At 68.5% G+C, this 21,670-nt stretch carries 20 protein-coding genes; 6 read left to right on the top strand and 14 right to left on the bottom strand.

Features of this window, described 5'->3' with window-relative positions:
• Positions 1-66: 66 nt before the first annotated feature.
• Together G6N46_RS18165 and G6N46_RS18170 are read left to right on the top strand one after the other, a co-directional pair.
• On the top strand, positions 67-1,518 hold the full coding sequence (locus tag G6N46_RS18165) for a CCA tRNA nucleotidyltransferase (protein WP_138251326.1): 1,452 nt from the start codon (positions 67-69) through the stop codon (positions 1,516-1,518).
• Positions 1,519-1,536: 18 nt separating this feature from the next.
• Positions 1,537-2,019, top strand: a complete 483-nt coding sequence (locus tag G6N46_RS18170) for a hypothetical protein (RefSeq protein WP_061006400.1) — start codon at positions 1,537-1,539, stop codon at positions 2,017-2,019.
• Here G6N46_RS18170 and G6N46_RS18175 read toward each other — a convergent pair.
• Positions 2,016-2,798: a TIGR03084 family metal-binding protein gene (locus G6N46_RS18175; protein ID WP_138251317.1), complete on the bottom strand. Its 783-nt coding sequence runs from the start codon at positions 2,796-2,798 to the stop codon at positions 2,016-2,018. The two genes, G6N46_RS18170 and G6N46_RS18175, sit on opposite strands and share 4 nt — an antisense overlap.
• A 659-nt stretch (positions 2,799-3,457) precedes the next feature.
• On the opposite strand from G6N46_RS18175, the gene G6N46_RS18180 reads away from it, so the two are divergent.
• Positions 3,458-4,015, top strand: coding sequence for a hypothetical protein (locus G6N46_RS18180; RefSeq protein WP_131808642.1), 558 nt, complete (start codon positions 3,458-3,460; stop codon positions 4,013-4,015).
• Here the strand turns inward: G6N46_RS18180 and G6N46_RS18185 are convergent.
• Complete coding sequence (locus tag G6N46_RS18185) at positions 4,012-5,283, bottom strand: MFS transporter (RefSeq protein WP_138251316.1); 1,272 nt, start codon at positions 5,281-5,283, stop codon at positions 4,012-4,014. The genes G6N46_RS18180 and G6N46_RS18185 overlap by 4 nt on opposite strands.
• 118 nt (positions 5,284-5,401) lie before the next feature.
• On the opposite strand from G6N46_RS18185, the gene G6N46_RS18190 reads away from it, so the two are divergent.
• A complete protein-coding gene (locus tag G6N46_RS18190) occupies positions 5,402-6,022 on the top strand; it encodes a YqgE/AlgH family protein (RefSeq protein ID WP_456093948.1) in 621 nt (206 codons plus the stop codon).
• A 10-nt stretch (positions 6,023-6,032) separates the two neighbouring features.
• On the opposite strand, the gene G6N46_RS18195 is transcribed toward G6N46_RS18190, so the two are convergent.
• Together G6N46_RS18195 and G6N46_RS18200 are read right to left on the bottom strand one after the other, a co-directional pair.
• Positions 6,033-6,389 carry a hypothetical protein gene (locus tag G6N46_RS18195; protein WP_133428083.1) on the bottom strand — a complete coding sequence of 119 codons (357 nt, stop codon included), beginning with the start codon at positions 6,387-6,389 and terminating at the stop codon, positions 6,033-6,035.
• Positions 6,390-6,438: 49 nt separating this feature from the next.
• The gene (locus tag G6N46_RS18200; RefSeq protein WP_138251314.1) at positions 6,439-7,446 is read right to left on the bottom strand and encodes an LpqN/LpqT family lipoprotein; all 1,008 of its coding nucleotides are present in this window, start codon (positions 7,444-7,446) and stop codon (positions 6,439-6,441) included.
• 225 nt (positions 7,447-7,671) lie between these two features.
• Here G6N46_RS18200 and leuS point away from each other — a divergent pair, with 225 nt between their 5' ends.
• A complete protein-coding gene (gene leuS, locus G6N46_RS18205; RefSeq protein WP_138251325.1) occupies positions 7,672-10,524 on the top strand; it encodes a leucine--tRNA ligase in 2,853 nt (950 codons plus the stop codon).
• Positions 10,525-10,587: 63 nt separating this feature from the next.
• Here the strand turns inward: leuS and G6N46_RS18210 are convergent, their stop codons facing one another.
• A complete protein-coding gene (locus G6N46_RS18210) occupies positions 10,588-11,253 on the bottom strand; it encodes an SDR family oxidoreductase (RefSeq protein WP_138251313.1) in 666 nt (221 codons plus the stop codon).
• A gap of 54 nt (positions 11,254-11,307) precedes the next feature.
• On the opposite strand from G6N46_RS18210, the gene ggh reads away from it, so the two are divergent.
• Positions 11,308-12,648 carry a glucosylglycerate hydrolase gene (gene ggh, locus G6N46_RS18215; RefSeq protein ID WP_061006195.1) on the top strand — a complete coding sequence of 447 codons (1,341 nt, stop codon included), beginning with the start codon at positions 11,308-11,310 and terminating at the stop codon, positions 12,646-12,648.
• 10 nt (positions 12,649-12,658) lie between these two features.
• Here ggh and G6N46_RS18220 read toward each other — a convergent pair whose 3' ends face one another.
• From G6N46_RS18220 to G6N46_RS18260, 9 genes are all read right to left on the bottom strand, one after another.
• Positions 12,659-13,123 carry a MarR family winged helix-turn-helix transcriptional regulator gene (locus G6N46_RS18220; RefSeq protein WP_061006194.1) on the bottom strand — a complete coding sequence of 155 codons (465 nt, stop codon included), beginning with the start codon at positions 13,121-13,123 and terminating at the stop codon, positions 12,659-12,661.
• Positions 13,124-13,163: 40 nt separating this feature from the next.
• Entirely contained in the window at positions 13,164-13,901 is a 738-nt protein-coding gene (locus G6N46_RS18225) for an amino acid ABC transporter ATP-binding protein (protein WP_138251312.1), read from the bottom strand.
• Complete coding sequence (locus tag G6N46_RS18230) at positions 13,898-15,646, bottom strand: ABC transporter substrate-binding protein/permease (RefSeq protein ID WP_138251324.1); 1,749 nt, start codon at positions 15,644-15,646, stop codon at positions 13,898-13,900. Before G6N46_RS18230 ends, G6N46_RS18225 begins: the two co-directional genes overlap by 4 nt.
• 90 nt (positions 15,647-15,736) lie before the next feature.
• Complete coding sequence (locus tag G6N46_RS18235) at positions 15,737-16,519, bottom strand: LLM class F420-dependent oxidoreductase (RefSeq protein ID WP_138251311.1); 783 nt, start codon at positions 16,517-16,519, stop codon at positions 15,737-15,739.
• Between the two features lie 9 nt (positions 16,520-16,528).
• Positions 16,529-17,443: an Rv0045c family esterase gene (locus tag G6N46_RS18240; RefSeq protein ID WP_174814062.1), complete on the bottom strand. Its 915-nt coding sequence runs from the start codon at positions 17,441-17,443 to the stop codon at positions 16,529-16,531.
• A gap of 21 nt (positions 17,444-17,464) precedes the next feature.
• On the bottom strand, positions 17,465-19,036 hold the full coding sequence (gene ahpF / locus G6N46_RS18245) for an alkyl hydroperoxide reductase subunit F (protein ID WP_138251309.1): 1,572 nt from the start codon (positions 19,034-19,036) through the stop codon (positions 17,465-17,467).
• A gap of 129 nt (positions 19,037-19,165) precedes the next feature.
• Positions 19,166-19,729, bottom strand: coding sequence for an alkyl hydroperoxide reductase subunit C (ahpC, locus tag G6N46_RS18250; protein WP_061006190.1), 564 nt, complete (start codon positions 19,727-19,729; stop codon positions 19,166-19,168).
• A 185-nt stretch (positions 19,730-19,914) separates the two neighbouring features.
• Positions 19,915-21,003: an inositol-3-phosphate synthase gene (locus tag G6N46_RS18255; protein WP_138251308.1), complete on the bottom strand. Its 1,089-nt coding sequence runs from the start codon at positions 21,001-21,003 to the stop codon at positions 19,915-19,917.
• A 54-nt stretch (positions 21,004-21,057) separates the two neighbouring features.
• Entirely contained in the window at positions 21,058-21,630 is a 573-nt protein-coding gene (locus G6N46_RS18260) for a PadR family transcriptional regulator (RefSeq protein WP_064857478.1), read from the bottom strand.
• Positions 21,631-21,670 lie beyond the last annotated feature (40 nt).

The following is a 21,670-nucleotide window of genomic DNA, read 5'->3' on the forward strand; positions in this document are numbered from 1 at the left end:
TTAGGCTCATCGGACGTGTCGAACGAAGCTAGCGCCGAGGTCGGGTCGGAGCGGAGTCCCAAGAGCGTGCCGTGCGACCCGTCAACTTTGCTGACCGCTGCCGCGGTCGCACTGAACAAGCATGCGGGTTTGCTCGTAGACCTGGGCCGGGTGTTCGCGGCGGCGGGTCATGACCTGTATCTGGTGGGCGGCAGTGTGCGCGATGCGCTGCTGGGCCGCGAGCTGAACGACCTGGACTTCACCACCGACGCCCGTCCGGCCGAGTTGCAGAAGATGCTGCGCGGCTGGGCAGAAGCGTTGTGGGACACCGGGATCGAGTTCGGGACCATCGGGGCGGCCAAGTACGGCCAGCGCATCGAGATCACCACGTTCCGCGCCGACAGCTACGACCAGGTGTCCCGCAATCCCGAGGTGGTGTTCGGCGACCGGCTCGAGGACGACCTGGTGCGCCGGGACTTCACCGTGAACGCGATGGCGGTCCGGATCAACCCGGACCTGCCCGGTGGCATCGGTGAGTTCCACGATCCGCTGGGCGGGCTGACCGCGCTCGCCGACCGGGTGCTCGACACCCCGTCGGCGTCGCAGGTGTCGTTCGGTGACGATCCGCTGCGGATGTTGCGGGCCGCCCGCTTCGTCTCACAGCTGGGGTTCGCGGTGGCGCCCCGGGTTCTCGAGGCCCTCATCGAGATGGCGCCGCAGCTCGGCCGGATCACCGCCGAGCGCGTGGCCGCGGAGCTGGACAAGCTGATGCTGGGCGCCGACCCCACGGCCGGCGTGGATCTCATGGTGCAGACCGGGCTGGGTGACGTCGTGCTGCCCGAGGTCGGCGCCATGCGGATGGCGATCGACGAACATCACCAGCACAAGGACGTCTACCACCACTCGCTGACGGTGCTGCGGCAGGCGATCGACCTCGAGGACGAGGGCCCGGATCTGGTCCTGCGCTGGGCCGCGCTGCTGCACGACATCGGCAAGCCCGACACCCGCCGCCACGAGCCCGACGGCGGCGTCAGCTTCCACCACCACGAGGTGGTCGGCGCCAAGATGACGCGCAAGCGCATGCGCGCCCTGAAGTACTCGAAGCAGATGGTCGACGACGTGTCGCAGCTGGTGTACCTGCACCTGCGGTTCCACGGCTACGCCGACGACAAGGGCACCGGCATGTGGACCGACTCGGCGGTGCGGCGGTATGTCACCGACGCCGGGCCCCTGCTGAGCCGGCTGCACAAGCTGGTGCGCGCCGACTGCACCACCCGCAACCGCCGGCGCGCGGCGCGGTTGCAGGCCAACTACGACGGTCTCGAGCGGCGCATCGAGGAGCTGGCCGCGCAGGAGGATCTGGCGCGGGTGCGCCCGGACCTGGACGGCAACGAGATCATGACGCTGCTGGGCATCCCGGCCGGGCCGCAGGTCGGCGAGGCGTGGCGGTTCCTCAAGGAGCTCCGGCTGGACCGTGGGCCGCTGTCGCACGACGAGGCCGTCGCCGAATTGCAGAAATGGTGGAACGCCAGAGGCTGATCAGCCGTCCATTCAGGTATGGACTATTGCCTGAGTGACGGGGACGGGTCGGCGTCGTGGTGGCCGGGGGAGCCGGCGGTGGATGCCGACGGTGACGGCACGCTGGACGGTGTGCGGCTCGATGTGGACGGCGACGGATTGTTCGACGACGCGCTCGCCGACTTCGACGGGGACGGCCGTGCCGACCATGCCGTGGTCGATGTTGAGGGTGCTCGGCACACGTTCACCGATGACGGCTCGGGCACCTGGGCGGTGGGCTCGGGGCTGCGGTGGTTCGGGCTCGACGGCACCGAGCAGAGCGGGGGAGCGGTCGTCGACTTCGACGGCGACGGCGCGGCCGATGACCGGCTGATCGACACCGATGGCAACGGACTCGCCGACCGGGTGCTGGCCGGGCCGGTGGCCTACGCGGACACCGACGGCGACGGGCGGTGGGATGTGCGGCTGTCCGACTCTGATGGTGACGGCACCGCCGACTCGGCCGGACCGGCGGGCGGTTAGTCCCGGCCCGCCCCGGGCGGTCCGGCGAAGGCCTGCGCGATGGTCAACCATTTCTGGGCGTCGTCGCCGACGGCCTTGACGTCGAGTTCGCGCAGCGGCCGCCGCTGGGTGACCAGCAGACAGAAGTCCTCGGCCGAGCCGGTGACCCGCTGCGCGGCGTCGTCCGGACCCCAGGTCCACACGGACCCGTCGGGCGCGGCAAGTTCCACGTGAAACACGTCGGCCGGCGGCGTGAGCTCGTGCAGCGTGAACGCGAAATCCCTTGTCCGGACCCCGATGTGCGCGATCGACTTGAGCCGGACCGTCGGCTCGCGCCGGACACCGAGCGCGTCGGCGACGTCCGCGCCGTGCGCCCAGGTCTCCATCAGCCGGGCGCTCGCCATGGATGCGGCGCTCATCGGCGGGCCGAACCACGGCAGCTTGCGGCCGTCGGCGACACCCTCCAGCGCGTCGTGCAGCGTGTTCCGGGTGGCGCGCCACTGTGCCAGCATCTCCGCCGGCGGTGTCTGCGCGAGTTCTTCGGCCGCCACGTCGACGAAGCCGAGCGGGTTCTTCCACGCCTCGGCGAGCGTCGCGGCGAAGGCCTCCTCGTCGGTCACCGCGAGCACCGACACCTTGTCGGTCCACCACAGATGCGCGATCTGATGGGCGATCGTCCAGCCCTCGGCCGGCGTCGCAGTGGCCCATCCGGCGGCGGGCAGCTCGGCGACCAGCCGGTCCAGGTCGTCACTCTCGGCACGCAGATCGGCGATCACACCGGCAGCAGCATTGGGGGCCATGGCAGCACCCTAGACGGTACCGCTGGTTCTGCTGCGGGCGTGTGCCGGTGACGGTTCGTCGGCCGGCGGCGGATGCGGCCCGGCAAAACAGCATTCGCACAGTGACCACAGAGGAACTTCTCAGTTTCGGGAACTTTTTGGAGTTCCGCCGCGACTATCCGAGCCGAAAGGTACTGGCGTCGAGGCTGTTTACCGAACACCTCGACGTGCAGGCAGGAATCGATGTGCAGGAGTGTGATGAAGCGATCGACCGGGCTGGCAAAGCAGGCCAGGGTGGCCGTCGGTGGTTGTCTGGCGGCGGTGTGCTTTTTTGCCGCCGCGCCCATGGGTCTGGCCGGTGCGCATCCCGGACATGACCACGGTGGTTCGAGCGACAGCGGTGGTTCGTCGGACAGCGGGGGTGCCGGCGGGTCGGCGAAAGGCGGCGGTGGTGGCAAGAACAACCGCTCCCGATCCCTGTGTCCGGGGGGCGTACCGCGACCGACGTCCAACGTCTGTTCGTCGGCAGGTCGCTGAGTAGCGCTCCTGCGCCAACGCGATGCCCGTGCCCGGTAGCGGCGTCACCGGCACGTATTCCCTTGATTCCACACGGATTTCGCCATGCCGTCGATGTAGTAGAGAAAGGCAGAACAATGTCAGTAGTCAGCCGCGGTGCCTCAGTGCCGGGTCTTGTCGGCGCCACCTTGGTCGGAGCGTTACTGGTGGTCGGCTCCCCGGCCGCGGGCTCGGCCGGCGCCCACGGTTACAGCACCGAATCCGGCGATGCGGTTGGCCGACCGGGTCTGAAGAATCCGGCCCCCGAATTGCGGGTGGTACAGGCGGTGGGAGACCGGGTCTTCAACCAGAGCACGCCGGCGAACCGGGCCCTCGACAACTCAGCGATGGGGACGTACTACCACGACCGCGTCGGGACGCCGAACTACGAGACGCCGACCCACGGCAGCAATGGCGACTATCAAACGTTGCTGAACAGCCCCAAGGTGTTCGGCGGGACCCCGGGGAAGCTGTACGACTTCGCCCAGGCCAACGGGGCGAACCTGCCGGATGAGGCGGACATGGACGCGTCGGTCCTGCGCCGGTTGAGCGGGGCCCCGGCATCGGATCACCACACGCACACGGTGTCGGTCTCAGGGCACACCGCCGCAGCGGCCGTGGCTCCGAGCAAGTGCGGCAAGGCCGTCGGCGGTACGACGATCAGCGCACAGGGCAGCTGCTAGGCGCGCTTGCCCAGCGTCGCGTGCAGGGCTAGGCCCACGAGATAGACCACGGCGCCGGCGGCCATCAGCGCCGACGACTTGCCGTCCGCGGGGATCACCGCCGCCGACGCCGTGATCGCGACGATGAACGCCATCCAGAACAGCGCGTCCTGGACCGCGAACACGTGGCCGCGAAGGGCGTCGTCGACGTCGAGCTGCATCGCCGAGTCCGCGCACAGCTTGACCACCTGCCCGGCCGTGCCCAGCACCAGACTGCAGGCGATCAGCACCGGTATCTGCAGGCCGACGCCGGCGAGCTGAACCACCGCCGCGATGGCGAGCGCCCCGTTCGCGGTCGAGTAGCGACCCCAGCGTCGGACCGCGGCCGGCATGACGACGTTGCCCAGGAACGAGCCGAGGCCCGCTGCGGCCACGAACACGACGGTCACCGCGAACCCCGCGACGTGTTCGCCGCCGCCGTGCCGGACGATCACCAGCACCATGAGGGTGTTGATGCCGAACACCATGCGGTGGGCCGCCAGCCCGGTCAGGGTGGCCATCACGGTCGGCACGTTCGCGACCGACCGGAGTCCGTAGACCCAGCCGGTGATGACGGCGTAGGTGACCGAGCCGTGGACCGCGCGGGCGCTGTCGTCGGGACCCAGGAGGTGGCGGTGGAAGCGCACCGACAGCCACAGCGCCACCGCGACGGCGACCGCCGCCAACCAGATCACCACGGCCGAGCTGGTGTCGCCCGCACCCAGAAGCCAGCGCGGCAGCAGCATCACATTGGCGCCGGCGAAGGCCGAGACGGCTCCGCACGCGGTGGCCACCGAGTTCATCGACACGACTTGTTCGGTGGGCACGACATGCGGCAGTGCCGCCGACAGCCCGGAGGAGACGAAGCGCGTGAAGCCGTTGACGATCAACGCGCCGAACAGGATCCGCTGGTCGGTCGCGGCGGTGGCCAGCAGCGCGCCGACGCAGATCATCACCAGCAGCCGGCCGAGGTTGGCGACGATGAGCACCTGCCGGCGGTCCCAGCGGTCGAGCAACGCGCCGGCGAACGGACCCAGCAGTGAGTACGGCAGGTAGAGCGCGGCGAAGGCCCCGGCGATGGCCAGGGGGGTGGCCTGCCGTTCCGGGCTGAACAGCAGACCGCCCACCAGACCGGCCTGGAAAAGTCCGTCGGCGAACTGGCTGACCGCACGCAGTTCCAGCAGCCGGCGGAAGTCCGGCAGGGCCTGCACCGCATGCAGGACGACGTGGTGGGGACGGCGGTCGGTCACTGGGATATTCGTGTCCTGATTTGAGAGTGCCGGGCGTGATTGAAGCGACCCGCTCCACAGTACAAATATCCCGGCGGGCCGTGTGCGTTGGTCACGGCGACGGCCCTCAAGTGCCATGATGGAGGGCGTGGCGCAGTCAGAGGAACCGGAGGATTACCGGGAATTCGCACCCGCCTCGCATGGGATTCGGGCGGGGACGCTACTGCTCGCCAACACCGATTTGCTGGAGCCGACGTTCCGGCGCAGCGTCATCTACATCGTCGAGCACAACTCTGGTGGCACCCTTGGCGTCGTCCTGAACCGGCCCAGCGAGACGGCCGTCTACAACGTGTTGCCGCAGTGGGCGAAGCTCGCGAAGAAACCCAAGTCGATGTTCATCGGCGGTCCGGTGAAACGCGATTCCGCGCTGTGCCTGGCGACCATGAAGGTCGGCGTCGATGCCGCGTCGGTCCCCGGACTGCGGCATGTGCAGGGCCGCATCGCGATGGTGGATCTGGACGCCGACCCCGAGGACATCGAAGGCGCCGTCGAGGGCGTGCGGATCTACGCCGGCTACTCCGGGTGGTCGGTGGGTCAGCTCGACGGTGAGATCGAGCGCGACGACTGGATCGTGCTGTCGGCGCTGCCGTCGGACGTCCTCGTGGAACCGCGGGTGGATCTGTGGTCGCGGGTGCTACGGCGTCAGCCGATGCCCATGGCGATGCTGGCGACGCATCCGATAGATGTGAGCCGGAACTAACCCGGCGAAATCAGCTGCAGGACAGCGTGCAACTGGCGCAGCTGCCGGCACAGCCGTCCCCGGCGGGGGCATTGTCGAGGGCCATCATGGCGACCCCGGCCTTGGCGCCCTGGTAGCAGCCGGCCGCGAAGGTGCCGACGGCCCCGATGACGCAGACCATCAGCACCATCATCCCGGTGCCGCGCGGTGCCACGAGCGCGGCGGCACCACCGGCGGCGAGCATGACGGCCGTCGCGAGCTGGATCGGTGCCACCGAGCGCAGCACGCGCGGCACGGTGTCGGTCGAATGGGGGCGGCGCAGCGACCAGGCGCCGACGCCCGCGGTCACCACGGCCGCGCACAGGCACAGCACCGCGGCGATCAGCATGCGTCTCAGGATAGGGGCGGCCGGGCGGCCGCTCCAAACCGGCGACCGGTCAGCGGCCCAGGCCTGGGATCGACGCGGTTAGCGGCACGGCGCCGGCGGTGTGCGGCAGGACGGCGGCCGGTGCCGGGACCATCGGCGCGGCCGGAGCCGGGGCGGGAGCAGGTGCGGCCGGCGCCGGCACTGCGGCTGGTGCGGGAACGGCGGCCGGTGCACCCGGCGCGCTGACCTTGAACCCGTTGACGATGGCATCGGTGGCGTTGCCGGACGCGACGGTCACCTGGGCACTTGTGGTCACCGACAGGGTGACCAAGTAGCGGTCTGTGCCCGACGTCGCGATGACGTGCCGCCGCGAGGTGTTCAGCGTCATGTTGTTCTCGCGGTAGGTGCCTTCGATGATCGACGACGGCATGCCGTAGAAGTCGGCCATCGAACCGTCGGTCGAGCGCCACGCGACCTGCTGCTGGCTGTCGATGAAGCCGTGGCTGATGGCTTCGCGCGGGTCGAAGTCGCCGACCAGCTTGTAGACCTGCAGCGCGGCGTTCGAGGTGTAGAGGCCGTCGCCACCGACGCGGTCCGCGATGACGGCGAAGGCGTCGGGCACGTTCGGATCGGGCACCGCGGCCCAGCCCGGGGGCACCGGCAGGACGATGTTCAGCGCGGTGAAGCCGGCGGCCGTCTGCCGCTGCATGGCGACGTTGTGGGCGCGGAAGAACTCGGCGATGGTGCCCGAAGCTGCCGGGGCGATGGCGGGTACCGGGGCCGGCGCCGGGGCGATGACCGGTTGCGCCACCGCGGGCTGGGGAAGCGTGGCCGGCTGAGGTACCCCGGCGGGCTGACCGGCGGGGATGAACGCCGGTCCGGCCGGTTGAGCGGCAGCCGCCGGCGCCGGCGCGGCCTGCACGGTGACCGTCTGAGTCACCGTCGCGGGAGCCGGGACGACGGGCTGGGGCGGCAGGGGATCGGCGGATGCGATGTTGCCTGCGAAGCCGACGACGCCCGCCAGCCCCGCGGCGACACCTCCTGCCAGAAGCCGCCAGTGGCGGGCGTTCTCGAACATGTGGCGTCGGTCCTTCCGCTTCACTTCTGTCTCACGCGTTGCACTGGAGCCGACTGTAGGGAGGTGTGCGCGGTGCCCACCAGATCCGGCGCGCACCTGCAACCGTGCTCTGACCGCACTGCAACGGAACCGAGACCAACGCCTATCGGCTGGCGTGATGCAGGTCGCGCCGGGGGTGTTGACTACCCTGTGCACGTGAGCGATTCCCCGAATGCGCAGGCCAACGTGCGTCCCGAGGCGGCCGTTGCCGTTGACGCCGACAGCCCGCAGCACCGTTACACGGCCGAACTGGCCGGCCGCATCGAGGCCGACTGGCAGCAGGTGTGGACGGACCGCGGCACCTTCAACGTGCCCAACCCGGTCGGATCGCTCGCACCCACCGACGGTTCGCCGGTGCCGGCGGACAAGATGTTCGTGCAGGACATGTTCCCGTACCCCTCGGGCGACGGCCTGCACGTCGGGCACCCGCTGGGCTACATCGCCACCGACGTGTACGCGCGCTACTTCCGCATGACGGGCCGCAACGTCCTGCACGCCCTGGGCTTCGACGCGTTCGGTCTGCCCGCCGAGCAGTACGCGGTGCAGACGGGCACGCACCCGCGGACCCGGACCGAGGCCAACATCGTCAACTTCCGGCGGCAGCTGGGACGGCTGGGCCTGGGCCACGACTCGCGCCGCAGCTTCGCCACCACCGACACCGACTTCTACAAGTGGACGCAGTGGATCTTCCTGCAGATCTACAACGCCTGGTTCGACGCGGCGCAGCAGAAGGCCCGTCCGATCTCCGAGCTGATCGCCGAATTCGATTCCGGCGCACGGACTCTCGATGACGGTCGGGACTGGTCGGCGCTGTCGGCCGCCGAACGGGCCGAGGTCGTCGACGCGCATCGTCTGGTCTACCGCTCCGATTCGATGGTCAACTGGTGCCCGGGTCTGGGCACCGTGCTGGCCAACGAGGAGGTCACCTCCGACGGCCGCAGCGAACGCGGCAACTTCCCGGTGTTCCGGAAGCGGTTGCGGCAGTGGATGATGCGCATCACCGCGTACTCCGACCGGCTGCTCGAGGACCTGGAGGTGCTGGACTGGCCCGACAAGGTCAAGGCCATGCAGCGCAACTGGATCGGCCGCTCCGTCGGCGCCGAGGTGCTGTTCTCCGCGGGGGATTCCGACATCGAGGTCTTCACCACCCGCCCGGACACGCTGTTCGGCGCCACGTATCTGGTGCTGGCCCCCGAGCATGACCTGGTGGATTCGCTGCTGGCCGGTTCGTGGCCCGCCGGCGTCGACGACCGGTGGACCAACGGTGCGGCCACGCCGGCCGAGGCGGTCGCCGTGTACCGCGCCGCCATCGCCGCGAAGTCCGACCTGGAGCGCCAGGAGAACAAGACCAAGACCGGCGTCTTCACCGGCGCCTACGCCACCAATCCGGTGAACGGACAGCAGGTTCCGATCTTCATCGCCGACTACGTGCTGGCCGGCTACGGCACCGGCGCCATCATGGCGGTGCCCGGCCACGACCAGCGTGACTGGGAGTTCGCGACGGCGTTCGGTCTGCCCATCGTGGAAGTCATTGCCGGTGGCGATCTTTCGGAGTCGGCGTACACGGGCGACGGCGCGCTGGTGAACTCCGGCTACCTCGACGGGCTGAACGTCGTCGACGCCAAGGCCGCCGTGACCGAGAAACTGGTCGCGGACGGCCGCGGCCAGGCCCGCGTCGAATTCAAGCTGCGGGACTGGCTTTTCGCGCGCCAGCGGTACTGGGGCGAGCCGTTCCCGATCGTCTACGACGCCGACGGCCAGGCCCACCCGCTGCCGGATTCAGCGCTGCCCGTGGAACTTCCGGACGTGCCCGACTACTCGCCGGTGCTGTTCGACCCGGACAACGCCGACAGCGAGCCGTCGCCGCCGCTGAACAAGGCCACCGAGTGGGTGCACGTCGACCTCGATCTCGGTGACGGGCTCAAGTCCTACACCCGCGACACCAACGTCATGCCGCAGTGGGCCGGCAGCTCCTGGTACGAGCTGCGCTACGCCGACCCGCACAACTCGGAAGCGTTCTGCGCCAAGGAGAACGAGGCCTACTGGATGGGCCCGCGGCCCGAGATCCACGGCGCCGGCGATCCGGGCGGCGTCGACCTCTATGTCGGCGGTGTCGAGCACGCGGTGCTGCACCTGCTGTACTCGCGGTTCTGGCACAAGGTGCTGTTCGACCTCGGCCACGTGTCGTCGCGCGAGCCGTACCGCCGCCTGGTGAACCAGGGCTACATCCAGGCGTTCGCCTACACCGACGCCCGCGGTAGCTACGTGCCGGCGGCGGAAGTCGTTGAACGCGAAGGCAAGTTCTTCTGGACCGGCCCGGACGGCGAGATCGAGGTCAACCAGGAGTTCGGCAAGATCGGCAAGAGCCTGAAGAACTCCGTCTCGCCCGACGAGATCTGCGAGGAATACGGCGCCGACACCCTGCGCGTCTACGAGATGTCGATGGGCCCGCTGGAGGCGTCGCGGCCCTGGGCCACCAAGGACGTCGTCGGCGCGCACCGGTTCCTGCAACGCGTGTGGCGTGTCGCAGTCGACGAAACCACGGGTGAGCCAAGGGTTTCCGACGATGCGGTGTCCGAGGAGACGCTCAAGCAGCTGCACAAGACCATCGCCGGTGTGAACGAGGACTACGCGGCGCTGCGCAACAACACCGCCGCCGCCAAGCTCATCGAGTACACCAACCACCTCACCAAGGAGGGCGTGACCGCGCGCGCCGCGGTCGAGCCGCTGGTGCTGATGGTCGCGCCGCTGGCGCCGCACCTGGCCGAGGAGTTGTGGCGCCGTCTGGGCAGCGAGAAGTCGCTCGCCCACGGCCCGTTCCCGGTCGCCGACGAGCGCTACCTGGTCGACGACACCGTCGAGTACCCGGTCCAGGTCAACGGCAAGGTGCGCGGCAAGATCGTCGTCGCTGCCGATGCCGACAAGGCCACGCTGGAAGCCGCGGCCCTCGCCGACGAGAAGGTGCAGGCCTTCCTGGCCGGGGCCACACCCAAGAAGGTCATCGTCGTCCCCGGCCGACTGGTCAACATCGTCGCCTGACCTGGGATTTGTGCACGATTTTCCGCGCCGACCGCGGAAAATCGTGCACAAATCCCTCGGGAATCAGCGGGGGCGGATGATCACCTCGTGCTGGTGGGCGTCGTCGGGGGTCGCCACGACCTGGGCGATCACCTGGGCGACGGTCGAGGGCTTGAGGAAGCGCTCCGGCTTGTATTCGCCGCCTTCATAGGCCACCAGGTTCCACTGCATGTCGGTGTCGATCCGGCCGGGGTAGACCGTCGTCACCCGCAGTGCCGGTTCGTCGGCGCGAAGGGCATCGGCGAAGCCCCGCAGCGCGAACTTGCTGGCCGTGTACGACGCCAGCCCGGGGGACGGGCTGCGGCCGGCACCGGAGTTGACGAAGATCACCTGACCCCGGGCCGCCCGCAGGGCCGGCAGCAGCGGCAGGGTAAGCCCCACGGCGCCAAGCACATTGACTTCCATGGTGGCCCGCCACTCCTCGATGGAGGATTCGCCCACCCGGCCCGGGTATGCCACGCCGGCATTGTGGATCAGTACGTCGAGTTCCACGATCGGCTCGACCGTCGCCTCGACGCCCTCGTAGTCGGTGAGGTCCATGGGCCACGTCGTCGCGCCCAGTCGCTCGGCCACGGCGTCGAGTTCGGCCGTCGGCCGGCCGGCCAGGAACAGCGTGTGGGTCGGCGCGAGGGCTTCGGCGATGGCCATTCCGAGGCCCCGGGACGCGCCGGTGATCATTGCGGTCGGCATGGCGTGAGCCTACCGATCAGCGAATCCCCGGGCGGCGACGCACAATAGACAGCGATGCCACCCGACCACAGCTTCGCGCCCACCCAGCTCTCGGCCCGCGCCGCCTACCTGCTGCGCGGTAATGACCTGGGCGTCATGACGACGGCCGCGCCGTTGCTGTATCCGCACATGTGGAGCTGGGATGCCGCGTTCGTATCGATCGGCCTGGCGTCGCTGACGGTCGAGCGTGCCGTGGTCGAGCTGGATACGCTCCTGTCGGCGCAGTGGGCCAACGGCATGATCCCGCACATCGTGTTCGCCAACGGCGTCGACGGCTATTTCCCGGGGCCGGCCCGGTGGGAGACCTCGAGCCTGGCCGTCAACGCGCCGCGCAACCGGGACACCTCCGGTATCACCCAGCCGCCAGTGCATGCCATTGCGGTGCAACGGATTCTGGACCACGCCCGCACCCGCGGGCGCTCGACCCGGGTGGTCGCCGAGGCCTTCCTGGACCGCCGGTGGGACGACCTGGTGCGCTGGCACCGCTGGCTGGCCGAGGCCCGCGACCCCCAGGAGCACGGCCGGGTGACGCTGTACCACGGCTGGGAGTCCGGCATGGACAACTCACCGCGCTGGGACAGCGCGTACGCCAACGTGGTTCCGGGTGCGGTGCCCGAGTACCAGCGCGAGGACAACGCGATCATCACCGACACCAGCCAGCGGCCGTCCGATGTCGAGTACGACCGCTACCTGTGGCTGCTGGAGGAGATGAAGTCCGTCCGGTATGACGACGCGCTGCTGCCGAAAGTGTTGAGCTTCCAGGTCGAGGACGTCTTCGTCTCGGCCATCCTGTCGGTGGCGTGCACGGTACTCGCCGAGATCGGCGAGGACTACAAACGGCCGAATTCCGATGTGCGCGAACTCTATTCGTGGGCCGAACGGTTCCGGCAAGGCGTGGTGGCGACCACCGACGAGCGTACCGGCGCGGCGCGCGACTTCGATCTGCGGGCCGGCAAGTGGATTCCGAGTGAGACCGTGGCGCAGTTCGCACCGTTGCTCTGCGGCGGTCTGCCGCACGATCGCGAACGGGCGCTGCTGCGCCTGCTGGAGGGTCCGCGGTTCTGCGCGCACCCAGATCTCAAGTATCCGCTGATCCCGTCGACGTCACCGGTGTCGCGCGATTTCCGGCCACGCGAATACTGGCGCGGCCCGGTGTGGCCGGTGATGACGTGGTTGTTCTCGTGGTGTTTCGCGCGCCGCGGCTGGTCCGAGCGCGCCTCGATCCTGCGCCGGGAAGGCTTGCGGCAGGCCAGCGATGGCACGTTCGCCGAGTACTACGAACCCTTCACCGGGGAACCGCTCGGCAGCATGCAGCAGTCGTGGACCGCCGCCGCCGTGCTCGACTGGCTGGGCTGACCCGGCGGACCTAGTCGTCGTTGCTGGTGGCCAGCTTCTCCAGCGGCGCAAGGGCCTTGGAGATGTTGTCGATGTCCTCGGGTGTCAGCTTGGCCATCATCGCGATGAGCACCTGACGACGGGCCTCGAGAGCCTCGCGGTGCTGCACCAGTCCGCGCGGCGTGACGTTCACCAGGACGGCGCGCAGATCGGAAGGGTCACGGGACCGCTTGACCAGTCCCAGCTTCTCCAAGCGGCGGATCGCCACCGTGGTGGTGGGCGTGCGGACCCGTTCGTGGGCGGCCAACTCCGTCATCCGGATGGGCCCCCGGTCCAGCAGGGTGAGCAGGATGGACAGCTGCGCCAACGTCAGATCGGCACCGGCTTCGGCGTCCTTGGGGATCTCGACGCGGCGGCGCATCACGTTGAACAGCTTGGAGAGGACCTGTTGCAGGTCTCCTGCAAGGTCCGCCACCTGCGGCTCCGTCGACGACATAGTTCGATAGTCTAACGTGTATGCCGGATACTGGTCGGTATTAGACAACCTGCGCCAGAAATTGACGTAAACGTTGAGTTTCGGCGGATTCGAAGATCTGCTCGGGCGTTCCGGTCTCGATCACCCGGCCGCCATCCATGAACACCACCGAATCTGCCGCTGACCGGGCGAAACCCATCTCGTGCGTCACCACCACCATGGTCATGCCGTCCGCTCCGAGTTCGCTGATGAGCGTCAGGATGCCCTTGACCAATTCGGGATCCAGCGCCGAAGTGGCCTCGTCGAAGAACATCACCTGAGGGCTCATGGCCAGGGCGCGGGCGATCGCGACACGTTGCTGTTGCCCGCCGGAAAGGGTTGCCGGGCGCACGTCGGCCTTGTGTTTGAGCCCCACGCGGTCCAGCAGTTGCAGCCCGAGTTCGCGGGCCGCGGCACTGTCCAGGCCCTTGAGTTTCCGGGGCCCCAGCGTGACGTTCTCCAGCACCGTCCGGTGCGGGAAGAGGTTGAAATGCTGGAAGACCATCCCGATCCGCTGACGCAGCTGATCGGGGTTGTCCTTCAGCACCGATCGGCCGTCGAGCAGGATGTCGCCACGGTCCGGCTCGTACAACCGGTTCAGGGTGCGCAGCAGCGTCGACTTGCCCGAGCCCGACGGCCCGATGACTGCCGTCGTGGTGCCGGCCGGGACGTCGAGGTCGACGCCGCGCAACACCGTGTTGGCATCGAACGACAGGTGAATATCGTTGGCGGCCAGGGAAACTGCCTGCGGCGTGGTCATATGATCTCCTGGGTCGCGATCTCGGCTGCGACGGGCTTGCCCCTGCTGAGTCGCCGGTCGATGTAGTTGACCAGATGGGTCAGCGGAACGGTCAGGGCCAGATAGAACAGTCCGGCGGCCACCAGGGGTGACAGGTTCCCGGTCTGCGCGTTGAGGTCGCGGCCGACCTGGAACAGCTCCCGTTGGCTGGCGATCAACCCGAGGAAGTACACCAGGGACGACGCCTTCAGCAGCGAGATGAACTGGTTCATCAACGCCGGCAGTACCCGTCGCACGCCCTGCGGCACCACCACCAGGCGCATCGACGCCGGATAGCCGAAGCCCAGCGCGCGCGACGCCTCGAGCTGGCCGGCGTCCACACTCTGGATACCCGAGCGCAGAATCTCACCGATGTAGGCGCCCGCCATCAGGCCCAGCGCGGCAATTCCCAAGGGGTACGGGTTGTTTCCCGTCAGCGAGCCGACGACGGGCCCGATACCCAGCCCGATCACCAGGATGATCACCACTTCGGGCAGGCCGCGGAAGATGTCGGTGTACACCCGGGCCGGCCAGCGCAGCCAGCGTGACCGGGAGATACCGGCGATGGCCAGTGCCATGCCGATGATCAGGCCGATGACGCTGGCGCTGACCGTCAGGATCAGCGTGTTCGGCAGACCGGTCTTGAACAGGTCGGGAATGGCCTGCCGGTACAGATGCCAGTCAAGGAACGCGTCTTTCAGTTGGGACAGCGTCGATTTGGGCGCGGGCCCGGCCGACGGGGCCGCCGACGCGTGCGACGCGGCGATGGCGTTGAAGTCGGGCAGCTGCGGCACCGGTGCGGCCTTCGATCCGGGCTTCCAGCCCGGCGGTAGCGCCCGGGGGACCCAGTCGGCGTAGAGCCGCGCCCAGGTGCCGTCGGCGATCACCGCGTCGAGCCCTGCGTTGAGCGCGTCGATCAGCGGCTTGTTCTCCTTGGCGACCGCGTAGGCCACGAAATTGTCCAGGCTGAAGGTGTTTTCGACGATGCGCGCCGGATCGCCCGGTTGCACCGTGCCGGAGGCCTGCTGCGACGGCGCCACCCAGGCGTCGATCTGCCGGGTCTTGATGTTGGCGTACACCGTGGCGTAGTCCGGGAACTTCACCGGTTCCAGGTGCAGGGTGTCGACGACGTACGCCTCCTGAACGGTGCCCTGCACGACGCCGATGCGCTGCCCGGCCTTCAGTGCGCCGAATCCGTTGATGGCCGATCCGGTGGGCACGACGAGCGAAAAGTAGCCGAAGTCATAGCCGTTGGTGAACCCGACGGTGCGCCGCCGGGCGTCGGTGGTGGTGATCGATGACGAGCCGACGTCGAAGCGCCGGGAGGCGACCTGGGCCAGCAGGCCCGCGAAGTCGGTGCCGACGAAGTTGACGCGCAGGCCGATCTTTGCGGCGATGGCCCGCAGCAGCTCGTTGTCGAACCCGGTGAACTGGCCGCTGGAGTTGATACAGATGCTCGGCGGGGCGTCGGACAGCGTGCCGACGGTCAGCACGCCGGGCGTGCCCAGCCCCAAGGACTCCGGGCGCACCGTCGAAAGTGGTTGGGTACCAGGTGTCGTGTACTTGTCGGTGCCGTCGCCTTGGGCGGCGGTGGCCAGGTTGGTGGGCAGGGCGCTGGCGCTCTGCTCGCCCGGTGGCGCGCACTGGTCCGTGGTGGCGCGGGCCGGCACGCCCACGCTCAGCGAGCCGACCAGGAGTGCCACCAGTATCGCTACCGTCGCACGCAGGAATGAGGTCACGCAGGTCAACCTAGCCGGTACCCGGCCGAATGCCCCGGCTTCAGCTCGTCGGGAATTCATCCGGCCGGGCAGTCACCGCTACCGGCTGTCGCGCCACCGGCACAGCTTCTCGGCGTCGCCCAGGTCGTAGTCGGGCCCATTGACGCCCACCGTCAGCAACGAAACGCCCAGCGCGGTAAGGGCTTCGGCGTTGGCGATCAGGCCGTCACCGCTGTTGTCGACGCCGGCCGACCGGACGATGGTGCTCGGATCGCGGCCGACGTCGGCGCAATGCCTGTCCAGCACGGCGGCCTTCTCCGGGTAGGTCGACGCCGTGGTGAAGCTGTGCCACATCTGCGCGTACTGCGCGACGAGCTTGAGCGTCTTGCGCTCGCCCTGCCCGCCGATCAGGATCGGGATGTCGCGCACGGGCTGAGGGTTCAGCTTGCCCAGCCGCGCGATGATGCGCGGCATGGCCGCCGCCAGGTCGTCGAGTCGGCTTCCGGCCGTGCCGAATTCGTAGCCGTACTCGTCGTAGTCCTTCTCTTTCCAGCCCGATCCGATGCCCAGGATCAGCCGTCCGTCGGAGATGTTGTCGACGGTGCGGGCCATGTCGGCCAGCAGTTCGGGGTTGCGGTAAGAGTTACAGGTGACCAGCGCGCCGATCTCGATGCGCGACGTCTGCTCGGCCCAGGCGCCCAGCATGGTCCAGCATTCGTAGTGCGCGCCGTCGGGGTCGCCGTACAGCGGGAAGAAGTGGTCCCAGTTGAAGGCGACGTCGACGCCGAGGTCCTCGGCACGGCGGACGGCGTCGCGCATGAGGCCGTAGGCGGGGGAGTGTTGGGGTTGCAGCTGAACCCCGATGCGAATGGGAAGGGTCATGACCCCACGCTAACCGCCGAGCACGCCCCGCAGGATCTCGACGAGCGCGACGGGCTGGTCGCCCTGCACCGAATGCCCGGAATCGGGGACCACGTGGGTGCGCTGGAAACCCGGCGCACCGGCGGCGAAGGCGGCGGCATCGTCGTCGTGGACGAAGTACGACTTGGCACCGCGCACCAGCGTAGTCGGCATGGTGATCGACGGGACGTCGTCCCACAGCCCGACAAAGCCGTCGCCGACGCGGAGCGCGTCGTACCGCCAGGTCCAGGTGCCGTCGTCGAGTTGCGTGGCGTTGTGAAACACGCCGCGTCGCAACGAGTTCCGGCTGCGGTGCGGTGACGCCGCCACGGTGACGTCGAGCATCGCCTGGAAACTCGGGAAGCTCCGCTCACCCTTGACCAGGGCCACCGCGCCCAGCTGCGCCTGCGTCATCTGCTCATGCCGCTCCGGTGCCGACGGCGTGACGTCGACCAGCACCAGCTCGGGCACCAGGGCGGGTTCTGTCGCCGCGATCCGCAGCGCCGTCAGCCCGCCCAGGGACATGCCGACGACCAGCCGGGCTTCGGGGGCGTGCGCCCGAATCACCGGCGCCACTGTCGCGGCGTTGAGCTTCGGGCCGTAGTCCCCGTCCTCGCGCCACGCCGACCGCCCGTGCCCGGGCAGGTCGATGGCCAGCGCCGGCACGCCGAGGCCGAGGATCACGGTGTCCCAGGTGTGGGCGTTCTGCCCACCGCCGTGCAGGAACACCACCTCGGGTGCCGCGACGCCCCACTTCAGCATGCTGATCGGGCCGGCGTCGATCCGCGCCACCGTCGGCAGCGGACCGTCGGCGCCGATCTGCTCGGCGTTCTCGTGCAGCAGCCCGAACTCGTCGAGCGTCAGCAGGTCGTCGTCAGAAATCTCCTGGGCCACGTCTTCGGACACTACGCCCGAGCCGTGGAGCGCTCAGCTGCCGACCGGGGCGGTGGTCCGGATCAGGTGATCGAACGCCGAGAGTGCCGCGGTGGCACCGGCTCCGGCGGCGATGACGATCTGCTTGAACGGCACCGTCGTGCAGTCGCCGGCGGCGAACACGCCGGGGACGGACGTCTGGCCGCGCTCGTCGATCACGATCTCGCCGCGCTTGGACAGCTCGACGCTGCCCTCGAGCCACTCGGTGTTGGGCAGCAGCCCGATCTGGACGAAGACGCCCTGCAGGTCGAGGTTGTGCGACTCGCCGGTGGTCCGGTCCTGGTAGGTCAGGCCGGTGACCTGGTCCCCGTCGCCGAGGACCTCGGTGGTCAGCGTGCTCAGCAGGATGTCGACGTTCGGCAGGCTGCGCAGCTTGCGCTGCAGCACCTCGTCGGCGCGCAGCACCGAGTCGAACTCGATGAGCGTCACGTGGGAGACGACGCCGGCGAGGTCGATCGCGGCCTCCACGCCGGAGTTGCCGCCGCCGACGACGGCGACACGCTTGCCCTTGAACAGCGGTCCGTCGCAGTGCGGGCAGTAGGTGACGCCCTTGTTGCGGTACTCAGCCTCACCCGGCACGTCCATCGCGCGCCAGCGGGCGCCGGTCGCGAGGATGACGGTGCGCGCGGTCAGCGAGGCGCCGCTCTCCAGCGCGATCTCGACGAGGCCGCCCTCGTCGAGCGCGGGCAGCAGCTTGGCGCCGCGCTGCGTCTTCATGACGTCGACGTCGTACTCACCGACATGGGCTTCCAGCGCCGCGGCGTACTTCGGTCCCTCGGTGTGCGGGACGGAGATGTAGTTCTCGATGGCCATGGTGTCGAGCACCTGACCGCCGAAGCGCTCGGCGACCACACCGGTGCGAATTCCCTTGCGGGCGGCGTAGATCGCGGCCGCGGCGCCGGCAGGACCGCCGCCGACCACCAGCACGTCGAAGGGGTCCTTCTCGGCGATGGCCTCGGCGGTGCGCTGCGCTGCGCCGGTGTCGACCTTGCCGATGATCTGCTCGAGCGTCATGCGGCCCGAGTCGAACACCTCACCGCCCAGGAAGACGGTGGGAACGGCGAGCACCTTGCGCTGTTCGACCTCGTCCTTGAACAGCGCACCGTCGATGGCGACGTGGCTGATGCGCGGGTTGAGGATCGCCATCAGGTTCAGGGCCTGCACCACGTCGGGGCAGTTCTGGCAGGACAGCGAGAAGTAGGTCTCGAAGTGCAGGTCGGCATCGAGGTTGCGCACCTGCTCGAGCAGCTCGGGGGCTTCCTTCGAGGGGTAGCCACCGACCTGCAGCAGCGCCAGGGCCAGCGAGGAGAACTCGTGGCCGAGGGGGATGCCGGCGAACCGCACCTCGACGTCGGTGCCGGTGCGGCGGATGGCGAACGACGGCCGGCGGGCGTCGTCGTCGGTGCGCGTGTAGGTGATCTTGTCCGACATCGCCGCGATCTCGGTGAGCAGTTCGGCGAGCTCGGCGGACTTGGGACCGTCATCGAGGGAGGACACCAGCTCGATCGGCACGGTCAGCCGCTCCAGCAGGGACTTCAATTGGCCGGCGAGTGAGGTGTCGAGCATGCGGATCAACTCCATCGAGGATAGGAATGGCTGGGCCGTTGCGGCCCGAAAGATGTTGGGGTGAAGCAGTTCTGGTGAGCGGTACGGGCCCGGGTGGACCAGGCCCGTACCGTCATCAGCAGTGCGGAACTAGATCTTGCCGACGAGTTCCAGCGACGGGGCCAGGGTCTCTTCGCCCTCTTCCCACTTGGCCGGGCAGACCTCGCCCGGGTGGTTGCGCACGTACTGGGCGGCCTTGACCTTGCGGACCAGTTCGGCGGCGTTGCGGCCGATGCCCTCGGCGGTGACCTCGGTGAACTGGACGACGCCGTCGGGGTCGACCAGGAACGTGCCGCGGTCGGCCAGGCCCTGGTCCTCACGCAGCACCTCGAAGTTGGTGCTGATCTGCAGGGTCGGGTCGCCGATCATGGCGTACTGGATCTTGCCGATGGTGTCGGACGAGTCGTGCCACGCCTTGTGGGTGAAGTGGGTGTCGGTGGACACCGAGAACACCTCGACACCGAGGCGCTGCAGCTCCTCGTAGTGGTCGGCGAGGTCGCCGAGCTCGGTCGGGCACACGAAGGTGAAGTCGGCCGGGTAGAAGAAGAAGATGGCCCACTTGCCCTTGATGTCGGCGTCCGACACGGGGATGAAGGTGCCGTTCTTGTATGCGGTCGCGGTGAACGGCTTGATCTGCTTGTTGATCAGGGCCACGAGAACCTCTCTTCGGGTTTATCGGATGTCTGTTACGAGTCCCCACACTAGTCGCTTTTTCTGGACTCGATCCAGTTTGAAGGCGAGTTGTGGTCAGTCTCACAAACCCGGGCCGGCGGTTCCGATGCCCCAAACGCCAAGTGGGCGACCAGGTTTCACCTGGCCGCCCACTCTGACGTCGATATTTACCCCTCGATGAAGGTTTCCAGCTGCTGGCGGGCGAGGTCGTCGGCGACCTGCACCGGCGGGCTCTTCATCAGGTAGGCCGAGGCCGGCAGGATCGGGCCACCGAGGCCGCGGTCCTTGGCGATCTTGGCGGCGCGCACGGCGTCGATGATGATGCCGGCCGAGTTGGGGGAGTCCCACACCTCGAGCTTGTACTCCAGGTTCAGCGGCACGTCACCGAAGGCGCGGCCCTCGAGGCGCACGTACGCCCACTTGCGGTCGTCGAGCCACGCGACGTAGTCCGACGGGCCGATGTGCACGTTCTTGTCGTAGACCTTGTCGGCCAGCGAGCCGGTCAGGTTCGAGGTGACGGCCTGCGTCTTCGAGACCTTCTTGGACTCCAGGCGCTCGCGCTCGAGCATGTTCTTGAAGTCCATGTTGCCGCCGACGTTCAGCTGGTAGGTGCGGTCCAGCGTGACGCCGCGGTCCTCGAACAGCTTGGCCATCACGCGGTGGGTGATGGTGGCGCCGACCTGGCTCTTGATGTCGTCACCGACGATCGGCACGCCGGCGTCCTCGAACTTCTTGGCCCACACCGGGTCCGAAGCGATGAACACGGGCAGGGCGTTGACGAACGCGACCTTGGCGTCGATGGCGCACTGGGCGTAGAACTTGTCGGCCTCTTCGGAGCCGACGGGCAGGTAGGAGACCAGGACGTCGACCTTCGCGTCCCTGAGGGCCTTGACCACGTCGACGGGCTCGGCGTCGGAGACCTCGATGGTGTCGGCGTAGTACTTGCCGATGCCGTCCAGGGTCGGGCCGCGCTGCACGATGACGTCGGTCGGCGGCACGTCGGCGATCTTGATGGTGTTGTTCTCGGAGGCGCCGATGGCCTCGGAGAGGTCGAAGCCGACCTTCTTGGCGTCCACGTCGAACGCGGCGACGAACTTCACGTCGCGCACGTGGTACTGCCCGAACTTGACGTGCATCAGGCCCGGGACGGTCGAACTCTCGTCGGCGTCCTGGTAGTACTGCACGCCCTGGACGAGCGACGCCGCGCAGTTGCCTACGCCGACGATTGCGACGCGAACCTCGTTCGACTCAGACATGTGACGGTCTCCTTTTCCTACTCTTTCAGTGCATTCACCCGGGGGCGCGTGCGCTCAGGTTTGGTCGGCGTGGCCTTGTGACGGCGGCACCGTCGGTCCGGCAGTTGCCACGCGTTCGGCAGCAATCAGCTCGTTGAGCCATTTCACTTCGCGCTCACTGGACTCGAGCCCGAGCTGATGCAGCTGCCGGGTGTAGCGGTCGAGTGAACTGCTGGCCCGTGCGATCGCCTCGCGCAGACCTTCGCGACGTTCCTCGACCTGACGCCGCCGACCTTCCAGGATTCGCATCCTGGCCTCGGCGGGAGTCCGGTTGAAGAACGCCAAGTGCACACCGAATCCGTCATCGGTGTAGTTCTGGGGGCCGGTGTCGGCGACGAGTTCGGTGAACCGTTGCTTGCCGGCGTCGGTGAGTTGGTAGACGCGACGGGCGCGACGCACCTTCGTCGCACCGAGCGGTGCCGCGTCTTCGACGATCAGGCCGTCGGCCTGCATGCGACGCAGCGCCGGGTACAGCGAGCCGTACGAGAACGCCCGGAACGCGCCGAGCAGTCCGGTCAGCCGTTTGCGCAGCTCATAGCCGTGCATGGGGGACTCCAGCAGAAGCCCCAGGATGGCCAGCTCCAGCACAGTGTCACCTCCCGACATGAATTGACGGACTCGCATATTG

The sequence above is a fragment of the Mycolicibacterium phocaicum genome (genome assembly GCF_010731115.1).
GTDB classification, from domain to species: domain Bacteria; phylum Actinomycetota; class Actinomycetes; order Mycobacteriales; family Mycobacteriaceae; genus Mycobacterium; species Mycobacterium phocaicum.